Raw genomic sequence first — 15,331 nt, forward strand, 5'->3', positions numbered from 1 at the left:
TCCGCGACCCCCTGGAACACCGTGAATCCGAATGCTCCAATGGAGGTGATGACGATGGTGGAAAGCATGCCCTCCATGAACATCGCGCCGTACCCTACGAACAGTCCGCTGAGTTCGTTGTCAAGCTGCTTGGAGGTCGTGCCGGAACCGACGATGGAGTGGAATCCCGACAGGGCGCCACACGCAATGACCAGCGGAACAGTGGGCCAGAATGGCGAAGGCTGTCCCGAAATGACTCTGGCGGCGAAACTCGTGTACGCTGGCCAGCTGAATCCGCGGAACGCAAACACCGCTGCAATTGAAGCAATGATGATGCCGCCCCAGAGGATGTATGAGTTGAGGTAGTCCCTTGGCTGCAGCAGAAACCACACAGGAAGTGCCGCAGCGAAGATAATGTAAACAACCTGGATCGCGTACATGAGCTGGATGCTGGGAACCTTAACGAACGGCCACACGAATCCGACCACGATCGCACCGATCGTGAGGGCGACGCCGATCGCCGACGAGAGCCAGAATGGCAGCTTCGTCTTGTAGAGCAGCTGCCCTTCGACGAGTGCAGCAACCATGAACAGGGCAGAAGCAGTAAGGATTTCAGGGCTCTTTGAGGCAAGGCTTCCAAAGACGCCCATGAATGCGGCGACGATCAGGATCATCGTGAAGTAGATGTATACCTCGAAGATGTACTTCGACGACTTCCCCATGAGCTCGCCCGAGACCCACTGGATGGACTTTCCATCATAGCGGACGGACGCCATCAGGGACAGGTAGTCGTGGATGCTGCCGATGAAGAGGTTGCCAAACCATACCCAGAGCAGTCCGGGGAACCATCCCCATACGACTGCAATGGCAGGGCCGACGATCGGGCCTGCACCTGCAATCGATGCGAAATGGTGGCCGAACAGGACAAACTTGTTTGCAGGTATGTAGTCAATATTGTCACGCAATCTTACTGCAGGTGTCGGTACTGTGCCATCTGCCCTGACGACATTTCTTTCTAACGTTTTGCCGTACGTGAAGTAGAAAAAGATGTAGAACGCTGCGGCAAACAGGACAATCAATGCGGTCATCTTCTGATACCTCCTTCTAAACTCTTGCTACCTGCGACCCCTCTGCTTCGCAAACTGCGTTTCCTTCTTGCTACGCCCTTTTTGATGTCAATCCGTGGCGACTCGCTTCCCTATCTAGAGTACGCCCTCTCATTTTTTTCACAATACCCCCATTGACACGCGCGCATCACCACAATATGGCGTCTCGGTTGATTGTTCAGGCCTGTCAACGTATACTTGGCTAGCATCACACTATGTGTCATGACTCTACAACAGGAGGTCCTCGTGGAGGAACGGTCAGACAAACACCTGGAAGGAAAGCACGACGATTTCTCTGCGTGTGCCGGGCCAGTCGATGCCGTAAAACTCGCTGCGCACCAGTGGCAGGAATTTCTGGAGTCCTCCCCCGACCCGATGTGGATCAAGGATACTCAGGGTCACTATGTTGCGGTCAACAAAGCCTACCTGCGAGCCGACCCGGGACAGACACGCGACGTTATCGGCAAGACTGATTTCGAGGTTCAATCCCGCGATAGAGCCGAGATGTACGTCGCCGACGACCAGATCGCCATCCATGACGGCGTGTGTGAACACGAGTTCAGCGCAGTGGATCAGGAAGGCAACCTGAAGTACTACAATACCAAAAAGACCGCGTTGCATGATGTCGACGGCCTGTTGACGGGCGTCCTCGGTCAGGCCCGTGATATCACCACTCAGCGGCACCTCGAACTCGCGCTCGCTCTGGAGAACCGTCGGTCCAGCCTGTTTCAGCACATGCTCGATGCAGCAGCCACAGCCACTTCTGTCGGTTCGTTCCTTGCGGACGTCCTCACCATGGCACATGAACTGTTCGGCTACGATCGTGGTGGTGTCTATATGCTGAATCCCGACGGGAGAACGGCGCACCTGGTGTCTGCACAGGGAGACTCTCAGGTGGTACAGGAGCAAGCCACGTCCGTCCCAACGGACGAAGAACCGTTCTCTCGGGTGTACCAGACTGCCGAGCCCTTCTTCAGCAATACCTGGCACGACCCAGGATCTTCGGCCCGCCCCGATGACCCCCCGCTGACACTTGCCGTCGTACCCCTTGTCAGCTTGGGGCGCGTCATCGGTTCACTCGACATGGCATGGCGTGTGCCACCGAAATCCGAGGAGAACTGGCAGGGGGTGCTGGCAGCCATCGCCCGCGAAATCGCCATCGGCATGGACCGCATCGAGACGATGGCAGCGCTGCAGGAGAACACAGCGAACCTGCAAGCGTTCTTCAACTCTGTGCAAGGGTTTTTCTTTGTCGTCAACCGGGAGGGCAAGATCCTGGCTGTTGGGGAGCAGGGGGCCCGCCGTCTGGGACAGACACCCACAGAACTGATAGGAACAGACATTAACGACCTGCACCCTCAGGAAGAGCGAGAGCTGTCGCGTATCATCCTGGGAGATATGATCAACGGCACGAGGACGAGCAGTACACAAACACTTGTGGCCGCGGACGGTATGCAGATCCCCGTCAGCACCCTCGTGACGCGTGGTTCCTGGAATGGTAGCCTCGCGCTGTTCACTGCCAGTCAGGACATCACCGGCTCGCGGAGGGCGGCTGAAGCGCTCGCTGTCGATCGGAGGCGGGCGAACGCCCTCTACGACATCATCAAGGCGGTAGGAAAGGCGCGGTCGATGGAGGAGTTCCTGCCGTCAGCGTTGACCATAGCTCTCGAGGCCACACCATTTGAGGGCGGTGGCATCTACATCGTCGACGGAAACCACGCCATACTCGCCTGCACGACGGGCCTTGGCAGCGAACTCATCGAACGGGTCCGCTCCCTTCCCATAGACGACCAGCCCTATCGCACCGTTCTCCGCGAAGGGAAACCTACTGCGTTTACCGAACTCGATCAGCTACCACCCGACATTACCCAGCAATACGGCGTCGTTTCCTTGATCTCCATCCCCATCGCGGCAGGCGACACCGTTGTTGGCGCCCTGAATCTCGCCAGCGCCCACGGCCACAACGCAGAACTGCAAACGGAACTACTGATGTCGATTGGCCGCACCATTGGCGAAGCCGTCGTCCGCCTCCGCGCCGACGAATCTGTGCGAGCCAGCCGACAGGACTTCGAGACGCTGTTCGAGGTCATGCCATACCTTGTGTTCATACTGCAAGAGGACGGAACGATCGCCAGGATCAACACCGCAGCAGCAGAAAGGCTGGGACGGAAAGCAAACGAATTGTGCGGGACATCGGTGCTGGACCTCTGTCCTCCGGACCGGCGAACAGAGACCGCTTGCATTCTGGCCGATATGATCGCGGGCAAGGCCAGCATCTACGTCCTCTCCCTCGTGAATCACGAAGGCGAGCTCATCCAGGTCGAGACACGGCGGGTCGTTCGCACTACGTGGGGCGGCAAGCCTGCCATCTTCGGGGTGAGTCGTGAGCTGACATCACCCGGACTGGACGAACAAACCGTCCTGAACGACAAGCTGACTGACTCTGACTAGTCGTTGCCGTGCACGATGAGTCCGGCACCCTTGCAGCACTCGTACTCGAACTGCAGGGTTGCGTGGGTAATACCATACTTGTCATGCAGCAAGTCCTGGATCTGCTCCCGGATCGACCCTGTATCGCTGACCGAGATGTCATCCACGTTGACATGCCCCTCGAACATCGTTTCGGTGTCGCTGACCTGCCAGACATGGACATGGTGCAGGTCCTTGACATGGGACAGCGCGCAGATGTCGGCTTCCAGCCGCGCCAGTTCGAGCCCGATCGGTGCGCGTTCCATGAGGATGCCTCCGGCTTCGCGGACGACCGAGAATGCCTCCTTCAGGACCCACGCTGCCACGAGCACTGTGACCAGCGGGTCAACCCACGTCACGTGCCACAGTGTGACGATGACGCCACCCACCACGACGCCGACTGACGAGAGGGTGTCCGACAGCAGGTGCAGGTAGGCACCGCGGATGTTAAGGCTTTCACCGGCGGAGCGGTGGAGCAGGAGGACAGACACGAGATTGGCCACCAGCCCGACCAGGGCGACGGCCAGCATGATGCCTCCCTTGATGGGGATCGGATGCAGGAATCGCCGGTAGGCTTCATATAACAGGACAAACGAGATGACGACCATGGCCCCGGCATTGATGCCCGCGGACAGGATCTCGGCGCGGCGATACCCAAACGTGTACTGCTCGTCATGAGCACGCCGCCCCAAGCGCAGCGTCCACAGCACCAGGACACCAGCCAAGGTGTCCGTCGCATTGTGGAATGCGTCCGCAAGCAGCGCCAGCGATCCGGAGACGAGGCCGCCGACGATCTCCGACACGGTGATAACGACGTTCATCAAGATGGTGATGAGCAGGTTGCGCCCAGTGGGTAGCTCATGGTCGTGGTGACTACTCATGGTGCACTTCCTTTTCGGCAAGATGGTCCAGCGCAAACCCAACAATGATGTCGATGTGCCTGTCTGCAAGGGAGTAGAACGTGCGTCGTCCATCTCTGCGGGAACGGACGACATCACTGCGGTGCAGGGCGGCCAGCTGGTGCGAGACGAGCGTCTGGCTCAGACCCGTGCGGCCACAGATGCCGGCGACGTTGTCCTCACCGTCGCGCAGCGCAAGCAGGATGGACAGCCGTGACTCGTTTGCCAGTAGCTTGTAGAACGATGTCAATTCGTCGAGCTTCGTGTTTGGTTTCATGATGATTGTATCATATGACAATATCATCATGTGTCAAGAGTCACTTCCGTCATTCCCGCATTCGCGGGAATGGAGTAGCACATCAATGTCTGACTACTTCTTCCAGGTGACGAGTGTTTGTCGACTAGCCTTGACAGAAACAGTCATAGGTTGATGTCCCACTAGTTGAATTCCACACTAGAGTCCTCCCGTGCCGGGAGGACCGGCCAATTGTCACCTGAGATGGATCATTTGCTGATCCACAGTGTTGGTGAACTGGGTTGGATGCTTATGCCGCAGGTTCCCTTAGAGCAGGGCAACTTGTCTGGTATCGATCTCAATTGCCTTTCTTTCGTTTTCGCTTCTTGATGTGAGTGCACTTCTCCAATACTATTCCTCGCGCGCGGAGGTACTCAACAACCTCTTGTCTTCTTGATGCGTCCACAGCATCAAGAAGACCTTGGACAACTGGACCCTGTTTCGCAAACGCTTCCAAGAGTACTCCAATACTCTTGACATCCTCTTCCTTTCGGATTTTCTCTGCGATTCCCTTGATGTTCAGTGCCCCGGCAACCTGCTCTGCTGTCAGCGGGGACACCATGGCAAGCGCGCGAAGGCACTCTCCTATCGCCTGAACATCCCCTGCCTTGTCAATCCTCCCCACCAATCCTCCAACGCCAAGCGCTGCAACGATTCGTTGGGCAACGTCGGGATCAACAAAGGCAACTGCCAGGAAACCCTCTCCGAAGCAGTGAGCGTCCTCTTCGTGCTCGACCTTGTCTATCAACCTGTCGATGTCCAGTTTCTCAACAAGTCTTCCGACAATGTCCCGGTTCAACTTGCCAATTGTGACAAAGAGTTGCAGGAACTCCTCGATGTCTTCCTCGTTGTCAAGTTCCCGCGCCAAGCTCTCGACATCAAGTCCCTCGACGATTCTGCTGGCAATACGCACGTCTACACTGGCGATACTGTTCAGTGCGGTTCGAATCAGCACAACATCAAGCCTGTTTCTTGTTGTCTTCCGAATCAATCCTGCGATGTCCAACGACCCCAAGATCTCCGCAGCGACATTCTCGTTCGCCCCGTGCATACCGTCAAGAAATCCTCCGATGCGGCCAATGTCGTTCTCCTGCTCAAGTTTCTGTACGAGTTCGCCGCGATCCAATTCCTCAATGACTCTGCTGCCGACGTCAACGCCTGAACGAGTTGCCAACGTCAGCCACTTCCCAATTCGCTCGGGGTCTTGCTCTTTCCGGATGTTCTGCACCAGCTTATCGAACCCCAGTGCGTCAAGAGCCACCTTGGCAGCCTCCTTGTCCATGGCAGTGAGGGTGAGAATGCCCCAATTGATCGCGTCAGGCGTTTCTGCTGTAGTCATTTTCTCCACAAGCCTGTGGACATCCAAACTCTTCAGAATCTTGATGCCAGTAGTTTTCTTCACGCCAGCAATTGTGCCGATAAAGAATCCAAGAACGTGCAGGTCCGGTTCTTCATCAACCTTCCTGACCATGGTCGCAAGGTCCAGCCTCTCGACGACTCTCCTGGCGATGTCTCCGTCAACTCTGCCTATTGCGTAAACGCACTGACTCATCGCCCCGAGATCCAGTTCTTTGTCGATCCTTCTCATCAAGTCGTCGATGTTGAGTCTCTCCAAGACGTGTCTGGCGATGAGTTTGTCAGCCATCCTGAGGGAAGATAGAAGAGTTCCTGTGGCGATTATGCTCCCTCGATTCTCAATCTTCTCGACCAAGTTGTCGATGTCTAGATGCTGGACAATCATCTTGGCGAAAGGTCTGTTCACGGCGATGAGTGTGTCAGTGAACCGCGCAATTCGCGCGATATCGGCCTCCCGCTTCAACCCGACTGATATGTCCTCCAAGTTGTTGCGAATGATCTCCGAAGCAAGTGCACCATCTTCAAACACTGTTGCCAGATTCGTGATTTCCGTTGGGTACTCTCTCAGATAGACGTTGATGAGTTTGGATGCCAGCGTGGATGCCGTCACGTACTGTGTTCCGAAACTGCTCTCAAACCTCTGGGCAATTGCCCTCTTTGTGCTGGTACTGAAGTCCTCGAAGTATCGGAAGGCCCTTTGATAGATGGCGGCAACTTCAGAGTGGTGTAGCACAACGTAGTCCTTTGTGCCTGAGACAACGGCGAGGACTTCGCCCTGGGCCTCAAGGGCTTTGACGGTTCCTTCTTCTGAGAAGGAGTCTAGAAACGGCTTGCGCACTGCGGTTTCGTGCTCGGAGAATGCCGATGCCGGAAGCAAGACGTTCTCTGGCTTTGCGCAACCTTTGATGTTTTCTACATACTCCTTCACGGTCTTGAGGACGCTCCCTTCATCAATGCGTCCGTTGCTTGCGATCGATTTCAGCTGCCATGCCATCACCCACAGGTGGTTCGTCGTCAATGCACTTCTCAATTCGTGTGGAATGGGGCCTCTCTTCTCCTCGAATCTCTCTAGTATCTGGTCTGCTGCATCGAGTGCCATAATCGTCACTGCACTGTCAAGGTACTCGGTCAGCTTGTACTCGGTTGTAGGTCCGTACAGCGTCCTCAGGTCAATGTTCCTACATGCAATGACGATTTTTGCATTCGGCCGGTTCAGCAACAGACTCTCGACGAAGCCCAAGTTGAGGTGAGCATCGTCGACGAAGATGAAGCCATGGCGAATCTTCGATATCTCTGAGGCTTCATTGACGGGCAGCGTTTTCAGTTCGAGGAATCGGACGTCCGCTCCATCGACCGCAAGCCTGTATCCTACGTTCCGCAGGACAGATGATTTTCCACTTGCAGGTCCTCCTTTGATCGCAACGATATCCTCCTGCTTGAGTCTCTGGATGATGTCAGCCACCTCGGGACGCTCGTACACATACCCCTCTTGGAAATCCACCCATGCGGGGCCACTACGGCGGAAGAACTCAGGACGGGTCGAGACTCCCTTGTCGAGAACCGCTTGTATCGTTGGAAGGGTAGCCTGGTTCATGACAGCAAGCTCTTCCCGTATTTGGTCAAGCCGTGTCGCCAGTTCAGCACTCACGACACCCAGTTTCGAATCAAGACCCTCGATGCACTGTCTGGCTTGCTGCAACTGATCGCCATTAATCAATGCGGTCGCAAATTGCGCGACCCCGGAATCAATGGCAAGATTCTGCCTCGATGCTTGTGAGATCTTCTCGGTCAGACTCTCGATGGCAGCTTTCACCTGGTGTGCTTCATCGTTCGTGAGTGTGGACGACTTTTTGCCAATGAGCTTGTCGAGCAACCGTCCAATGGGGTAGGCAACCAATACCTGCTTGACGATTTCTTCGCCAAGAACGGCAGCGGGGATTCCCGGGGCTCCAAGAGACCCGCCGGATGAGATGGCAGCAACGGCACAAAGCAACGCCGGCGATAACTGAGCAAAGAGCGGTGCCACTTTGCTCATGACGCGAGCAAATCGTGCCCTACTCTGTTTCAGCAATGCCCCGTCGTCTATGCCCTGCTTCATGAGGTAATCATATGGAAATTCCGCTGCAGCACCAGATGCGTCCATCGCGTTTCCTGAGGTCGAGTGACCGAGATCCGATCAAGGTAGATTCTCTTCATCGGTTCGTCTGTCATAACCTGAGTGTTCCGGCGCATTAGGGACAACGAGACGCGGGCGTTTTGTGCCAACCTAATGGACTGGCATCCTGTAACACGGGCAGTGCATGAAAATGATAGAAGACTAATGGGTACGATCGAAGTTTAATGTCCTACTCCACCGCGAAATGGAGACACACATTATGGTCGGCACATTCCCCTACACTAAAAGTCGGCATATTTGCATCATAGCCCACGCGTCACCTGGCTATGCTCGCCCACGAACGAAATGGCACCTGCGCGCCGTGCTGCACGCAACGTCGGTCTACATAGGCTCTTCGTCCAGGTGCAACACGTGTAAGTTGCCCTTCCTGTCGCAGCACAACCGAGTGCCTATGCGTTTCATGTTCGTGGTGGACTCCGGGTTCCCAGTCCTCATCCACGGTTCTCGTCCGCGCACAAGACTCGCCAGTACAGCGTAGTTGAGCCATTCGATGAGATCATTGACTAGGCCTATCTGACTCCAGATCTCACGGAGCTCTTCGTCTGTTCTTTGGATTTGGGGAAGATGGTCGCTCGAACTTGCCTCTGTCGGCGCCGTCTGCAAGGCCTGAGCCACCTGTAGCGGTAGTGCGGTTATCTCGAAGTATCGCTCAAGATGCTCCTCAATTGACAGCTGAACGAACTGCAGATGGACAATGACCTCTTCAAGTTCTGGAAAGAGGGGGAGGTATCCCTTCAGAATTTGGAGGCCTCCAGCACCAAGCCTTGGGTCATGTCTGAGCCCGGCTGCCAGCTGCGCCATCAACGCGGGCGCATATTGAAGAACCCGATTCTGCCTGATGCCGAGAGCGTTTACATTGGCCATGTTAAATGCCACGGTAGCTGGGTCGAGTATATCGTGGAGATAGCTTAGATAGCGCTCAAGCGCAGCAGTGATGTCTGTGCGGGCCTGATTCCGGGTGGCGAGCAGGACGGCATGACGACTGCTGGCATAATTCGACCAAAGCACTACTATCCATCCCGCTAACGTGAGAACTAGGGCGATCGATGGTGACCAGTGCTGGAGCCATGAAAAGAACGACATCGGATTCATTCAGATTCCCTCTTCTGGACGAATGTCCGATGCTTGCGCCATCTGCTGGAACCCAGCCACATCGATTAGTACGGTCGGGCGGCTCTTTCGCCCCGTTTCCATGCTTGACGCCCCCTCTTCGGATGCCACACAGACTTGGATCGTCTCATGCCATGTGAACAGTCTCTACGGTAGAGAGCCTGTGTCAATTCGTTCCTGTACATTTCGATCACCCGAGAATGTGTTGGTTCTCTCTGTACGCGCATCCTTCACTATCGCAGCGGCACCATTTCTCAAGAAGAACGGAGAGCCATTTTCGAGCGTCAGTGCTCGCGCAACAATCCTGTAGTTCGCGCCGATGTCAACATGTCTTGATGTCTCCTAGCCGTTATTCCCGTTTAGAGGACCAATCTGGAATAATCAGGCTGGACAGGCTGTACCTCGCGACCACCGCTTGCCTCCGTCTTCTCTCTCGAAGTCGTTTGAGTGCTGCTCAAAGCTGTCGCTCCAGCTTCGGAATCCCGTGAAGAGCACGTCAAGGGGTTTTGTGGCGCACGCGCCTCGATCGCTATTGAAGATGGCAAGCGTGAAGGGAGTATTCAATGACACATGGGGGTAGGGTCTTGACATGATATCGTATGTGATATAATTCGTGTTATGGGATTCCGAAAAATCGTCAAGCAGTTGATGAGGTACCCTCTGCCAACAGAAATGCCCTACGAGGACGTCCAACTCGTGCTAAAGAGGTGCGGGTATTCCCTGAAAGAGAACGGCTCAAGTCATGAACCATTTCGGAAGACAGGGTACCCTCCCTTAAGTATTCCGAAATGCGGTGGGCAGATGGTCAAAGGAGGGTACCTGCGCGCTGTGGCTAAGGCGGTGCGTGACTGCTTGGATTCCCAAGGAGAGGAGTGCACATGATGAAGAAGAAAGCATCTGTCGGTCTCACGGTCGACAACTACATGAAGATGCCATATACCATTGAGTTGACCCCGGACGATGACTTGGGGTGGTTTGCCAGCATTCAGGAATTTCCGGGCTGCATGAGCGATGGCGAGTCCCCTGAGGTAGCAGTCTCGAATCTGAGGGAGACACAGCGTGAGTGGATTGCTGCAGCTCTGGAAGATATGGGGGCAATCCCCCTTCCGAAGACAACACAAGAGTACAGCGGTAGGTTTCTCGTGAGGACAACCTCGCTGCTGCACCGGAGATTGACTGAAGTGGCAGACGAAGAGGGCGTGTCAACGAACCAGCTCTGCACGACCTTGTTGGCGGAAGGATTGGTCAGCAAAGCTACACAGAAACAGATGGAGAGTATTGGTGCCAAGATAGATCACATATCGAAGCGCCTGGACATGATTGTGTCAGCGGTGAGTGTCTGGCGATTGCAGTTCCCGAAGTCAGGGAATATCGTGACGATGCCACGCGGAGATTATCGCGCTGCACAGAATCCCTGGATAATGGAGGACAGACGTGCCGAAGCCTAGCAGTGTTGATTTTTCCCAGTTCTTCGACAGCCTCGAACTTGCTCAACTTGCCCTCATTCAGTCTTCTGCCTGGCGTTCGGAAGTTGTGAAACTGCCTGCGGATGTCCACATGGAGCACGAAATTGCCATCGGGCAAGGCGCACCGGGGTCTTGGAGGGCAACCTGCAAGTACGATCTTCAGGCGATTCCCGAGAAGGGATCCGAAGCTCAACTGAAGATATCTGCCACATATTCCGTACTCTACACTGCTCAGGGGGAACTGAACGATGACATGCGTAGTGTCATGGCAGAGAATGCCACGTTGGCTACTTGGCCATATGTCAGGCACCTTGTTCACTCCACTACCGCGGAGATGGGACTGACTCCTCTCGACATAGGATTGTATAAGGTCAAGTTCAAAGCCAACAATCTCGGTGATTCTGCTGAAAAGACTCCTTCAGCACAGCTAAAGAAGAGCACGTCAAAGAAGAAACGTAGCAGCAGCTAACGCTATGGTGCCGTAGGGCAGGTGGACTCCTACGTCTCGTATCCTGTCAGCTCCACGTAGGCGAAGCCGTCCAGCACCTTTTTGTCGAGGAAGCGGGTGCCGCCCAGATCGACTGGGCATAGAATTTCACCGTGGACAGTGCACAGGCCCTCCCAATAGTCCGGCGTGATCAGGGATGGCACGTGCTGCTCCTTGAGCGTTGGCTTCACGTATGCAGTCATAAAGGGGGTGGATGCTTCGGAGCTGTCGAAGATCCGTATCTCCCAGTCGACGGGGTACGTGACGCCGTTCCGCGCCACGCAGACATCCAACGCCCGCACCTCGAACCGTTCGACATGCATCGTTTGCCCATGCCGGTATATGTTCCCGGCTCCATACGTCGTGCCCCACCGGTCAAAGTTGAACAGCATGACGTAGAGGTCGTCGGCGTCGAATCGAAGCGAGAACCAGTCCCACTTCATCTTGACCGCGTTGAAGTTGCCCCACTGGTGGTCATGCCACGTCAGCCCGGTGATGGGCAGGCTCTCGCCCTTCAGGACGATCGTGCCCTCGGTCTTCATGTTGGGCAGCGTGAAATAGTAAGAGGCATCGCCCGGACTGTTCTGCATCTCCTGGATGCCGCCCGCTCCCTGTGCCATGATGTCCTGGATGACACAAGAGTAATGCACCCGCAGACCCCTCACGCGTGCATCGATGACAAAACTATTGTTACTCTCGCTGAACCCCACCCGGTTGCCGAAGAGGGCAATCACCGTGTGGGCATCGGAGGTGAACGGGATGTGCACGGGCAAGACCATGCCGGTGTAGGTAAACTTCTGTCCATCGACATCGGTGACGGCCACGTGGACGATCACACTGTCAACCAGCGTCTTCACTCTGAAAAAGGTTACTTCAAGTCCAACAGGGGCTTTCCTCTTCGGTGTCATCAGAACGCTGGTGAAGTACCACCACTCGAGGCGCGCACCGCGATGAGGAAAGTGGTCCCTGCTGGTGAAGTCGACGGGCGGCAGAGGGCGACGTGACGGACCCCGGACCATCAGCTCATAGAGTTCGATGGGCAATTGGGTCAGCACGCCCTTGAGGATTCTCCTGAAGGTCATCTGTTGTCATCTCTCATGGTTACAGTATCGCTGAAACAAGCGGTTTGCCCAACTGCAACAAGAGATGGATTCCCGCCGTGCTGGGCTCGTGGCTCCGAGGATGGCTCAAACCATAGCATAGGGAGCGACGCTCACTCAGCGCAAGGCCGCCCTCGCTCGTTGTCTCGGTTACCGAATCTTGCTACAGTATGCAGTAGGTTCCGAAAGGAGCCGTCGAGACGGACTCCGAGTCCAGCGCTGAGGAGAATGCATGATCACATATTCGCATGAACGTTCACTGGAACTGCTGAGAACCGGGACCGGTATTCCGGACGCCCAGTTCCGCGAGGGACAAGAAGAGGCCATTCGCTCCATTGTCGAACAACCCGGCCGTTATCTCGTCGTGCAGAAGACCGGATGGGGAAAGAGCTTCGTCTACTTCATCGCCACGAGACTGCTGCGCGAGGCAGGCCAAGGACCTGTCCTGCTCGTTTCGCCGTTGCTGGCATTGATGCGTAACCAGATAGCCGCTGCTGAACGCATGGGCGTTCGGGCTAAGACGATCAACTCTGACAATCCGGATTCCTGGAGCAGTATCGAAGCTGCCGTGCAGCACGACGAGGTTGATATTCTGCTTATCTCGCCGGAACGGTTGGCCAACGAGCGCTTTCGCTCTGAGGTTCTCGCACATATCGCTGCGAAAATATCGCTGCTGGTGGTTGACGAGGCCCACTGTATCTCGGACTGGGGTCATGACTTCAGGCCACACTACCGCCTGCTGCAGCACACCATTGAGGCTCTCCCCTCCAACATGCGCCTGCTTGCAACAACGGCAACCGCCAACAACCGCGTGATACAGGACCTGCAGAACGTGCTCGGACCCAACCTCAACGTGTCTCGTGGCGAGCTGAACCGGCCGTCGCTCAAGCTTCAGACCATCCGCCTGGACAGCCAGGCTGAACGCCTGGCCTGGTTGGCCGCACAGATACCGGCCATGCCTGGCAGCGGCATCGTCTACACGCTGACGGTACGGGATGCCGTGCAGGTGGCCGATTGGCTCGCATTGCACGGAATACATGTAGTGGCGTATACTGGCGACAGTGGCAGCGACCGGCCCGAACTCGAGCAGGCATTGCTGGACAACCGGGTGAAGGCGCTGGTAGCAACCACGGCGCTGGGCATGGGCTTCGACAAGCCGGACCTGGGCTTTGTCATTCACTACCAGACCCCGGGATCGGTCGTGGCCTACTACCAGCAGGTCGGCCGCGCAGGGCGTGCCTTGGATGCAGCCTATGGCATTTTGCTGAGTGGCACCGAGGAGAACGACATCAACGAATACTTTATCAAGACCGCGTTCCCGACACGCGACGAAGTAAAAGAGATCCTGAAGGCACTGGAACGCAGTCCTCAGGGACTCTCGCTGCCCGCCCTCATGGCAAGCGTCAACATCGCAAAAGGCCGCATCGAGAAAACCATCGACCTGCTGGCATTGGAGTCACCTGCACCCATCGTGAAGCAGGGGACCAAGTGGCAGCTGACTGCGACCAACCTGAGCGAGGAGTTCTGGCAGCGGGCGCAGCGCCTGACTGACTTACGGCACGTTGAGCAGGGCCAGATGCAGGAATACGTGGACCTGCCCGCCGGACATATGGCCTACCTGATCCGCGCCCTGGACGGGGAGCCCGGCGACTGCCACTCTCCCGACCTGCCAGATCTGCCTGCAACCGTCGATCAGCTCGCGGTGCGAGAAGCCATCGGGTTTCTTCGCCGGACCAGTCTGCCCATCGACCCCCGCAGACAATGGCCACTGGACAACATGCCTCAGTATCACCTCAAAGGGAACATTCCCCGCGAGCTCCAGGCAGAACCGGGGAGGGCACTCTGCACATGGGGTGATGCCGGCTGGGGCGATCTGGTGCGCCAAGGCAAATGCCAGGACCACCATCTTGGGGATGACTTGGTTGCGGCGTGCGCGTCGATGGTCCAGGAATGGAACCCGCAACCTGCGCCCACCTGGGTCACCTGCATACCATCCCTGCGCGATCCGGTGCTCGTACAGGATGTTGCCGAACGTCTGGCAAAGCGGCTGGGACTACCGTTTCGACCCGTGATTTGCAGGAGCATCGATCGGCCCCCACAGGCAACGATGCAGAACAGCATGCAGCAAGCCCACAACCTCGATGGCTCGTTTGAACTCATGGGGACGTTGCCGGCGGGGCCCGTGCTGCTGGTGGATGACACGGTCGATTCGCGCTGGACCATGACCGTCGCAGCGTGGCTGCTGCGTTCCCATGGCAGTGGCGAGGTCTATCCGATGGCGCTCGCGTCCATAGGACCCGGCGGATGAGTACAGCACTGTCGCAAGACAGCCAGGTGATCCTGCTGCTCACAGCGCCCTTGATGACTGGGCGCATGGAGCCATCGGCGGACCTGTTGACCCCGGGTGAATACGGGCGTCTTGCGGTCTTCCTGCACGAGGTACAGAGAAGTCCTGGCGATCTTCTCACTGCTGATGCGGATGGCCTGCTCAGACAATGCCAAGGAGTCGTGGACGGCGACCGACTTAGAAAGTTGCTTGGCCGAGGCTTCCTGCTGAGCCAGGCGGTCGAACGCTGGCAGACCCGCGCCATCTGGGTTGTCACGAGTGCGGACGCGCCATATCCGCACCGGCTCAAGGAACGGTTGAAGGAAAACGCGCCAGCGGTACTGTATGGCTGTGGAGACGCCCCGATTCTGGAGACAGGGGGATTGGCTGTGATCGGTAGCCGCAGTGCGACCCCGGAACTGCTGGCGTACACAGAACGCATCGGACAACTGGCGGCCAATGCACAGCAGACGGTTGTATCGGGCGGAGCACGCGGGATCGACCAAGCGTCCATGCGCGGTGCACTGGAAGCCGGTGGAACGGCTGCAGGCATGCTTGCCGA

11 protein-coding genes are annotated in these 15,331 nt (G+C 56.5%); 5 read left to right on the forward strand and 6 right to left on the reverse strand.

All coding sequences use genetic code 11. From position 1 onward, the window contains the following. The coding region (locus tag SMC5_RS06190; protein WP_133299177.1) for a carbon starvation CstA family protein at window positions 1–1,067 on the reverse strand (1,067 nt) is incomplete at its 3' end. A 264-nt stretch (window positions 1,068–1,331) separates the two neighbouring features. Here SMC5_RS06190 and SMC5_RS06195 point away from each other — a divergent pair. Further along, the gene (locus SMC5_RS06195) at window positions 1,332–3,536 is read left to right on the forward strand and encodes a PAS domain S-box protein (protein ID WP_165849000.1); all 2,205 of its coding nucleotides are present in this window, start codon (window positions 1,332–1,334) and stop codon (window positions 3,534–3,536) included. Here the strand turns inward: SMC5_RS06195 and SMC5_RS06200 are convergent. The 4 genes from SMC5_RS06200 to SMC5_RS06215 form a co-directional block, all read right to left on the reverse strand. Continuing rightward, entirely contained in the window at window positions 3,533–4,435 is a 903-nt protein-coding gene (locus SMC5_RS06200) for a cation diffusion facilitator family transporter (protein ID WP_165846284.1), read from the reverse strand. The genes SMC5_RS06195 and SMC5_RS06200 overlap by 4 nt on opposite strands. After that, entirely contained in the window at window positions 4,428–4,730 is a 303-nt protein-coding gene (locus SMC5_RS06205; RefSeq protein ID WP_165846285.1) for an ArsR/SmtB family transcription factor, read from the reverse strand. The genes SMC5_RS06200 and SMC5_RS06205 overlap by 8 nt, the downstream gene beginning before the upstream one ends. Window positions 4,731–5,046: 316 nt before the next feature. After that, the gene (locus SMC5_RS06210) at window positions 5,047–8,247 is read right to left on the reverse strand and encodes a P-loop NTPase (RefSeq protein WP_119120014.1); all 3,201 of its coding nucleotides are present in this window, start codon (window positions 8,245–8,247) and stop codon (window positions 5,047–5,049) included. A gap of 354 nt (window positions 8,248–8,601) precedes the next feature. Further along, a complete protein-coding gene (locus tag SMC5_RS06215) occupies window positions 8,602–9,288 on the reverse strand; it encodes a hypothetical protein (RefSeq protein WP_126854961.1) in 687 nt (228 codons plus the stop codon). Between the two features lie 980 nt (window positions 9,289–10,268). Here SMC5_RS06215 and SMC5_RS06220 point away from each other — a divergent pair. Beyond that, window positions 10,269–10,838 (forward strand): type II toxin-antitoxin system HicB family antitoxin, encoded by a 570-nt coding sequence (locus SMC5_RS06220; protein ID WP_119120016.1) that lies wholly within the window; start codon window positions 10,269–10,271, stop codon window positions 10,836–10,838. Continuing rightward, window positions 10,825–11,325, forward strand: coding sequence for a hypothetical protein (locus tag SMC5_RS06225; protein WP_119120017.1), 501 nt, complete (start codon window positions 10,825–10,827; stop codon window positions 11,323–11,325). The genes SMC5_RS06220 and SMC5_RS06225 overlap by 14 nt, the downstream gene beginning before the upstream one ends. Before the next feature lie 29 nt (window positions 11,326–11,354). On the opposite strand, the gene SMC5_RS06230 is transcribed toward SMC5_RS06225, so the two are convergent. After that, window positions 11,355–12,425: a lipocalin-like domain-containing protein gene (locus tag SMC5_RS06230; protein WP_119120018.1), complete on the reverse strand. Its 1,071-nt coding sequence runs from the start codon at window positions 12,423–12,425 to the stop codon at window positions 11,355–11,357. 250 nt (window positions 12,426–12,675) lie between these two features. Between SMC5_RS06230 and SMC5_RS06235 the strand changes: the two genes are divergently transcribed. Together SMC5_RS06235 and SMC5_RS06240 are read left to right on the forward strand one after the other, a co-directional pair. Next, window positions 12,676–14,751 (forward strand): RecQ family ATP-dependent DNA helicase, encoded by a 2,076-nt coding sequence (locus SMC5_RS06235; RefSeq protein ID WP_207799111.1) that lies wholly within the window; start codon window positions 12,676–12,678, stop codon window positions 14,749–14,751. Then, window positions 14,748–15,331 (forward strand): DNA-processing protein DprA (locus tag SMC5_RS06240; protein ID WP_207799112.1); only part of this gene is annotated, 584 nt, incomplete at its 3' end. The genes SMC5_RS06235 and SMC5_RS06240, both read left to right, overlap by 4 nt.

The sequence above is a fragment of the Candidatus Cryosericum odellii genome, from assembly GCF_003570935.1.
Lineage (GTDB): Bacteria > Caldisericota > Caldisericia > Cryosericales > Cryosericaceae > Cryosericum > Cryosericum odellii.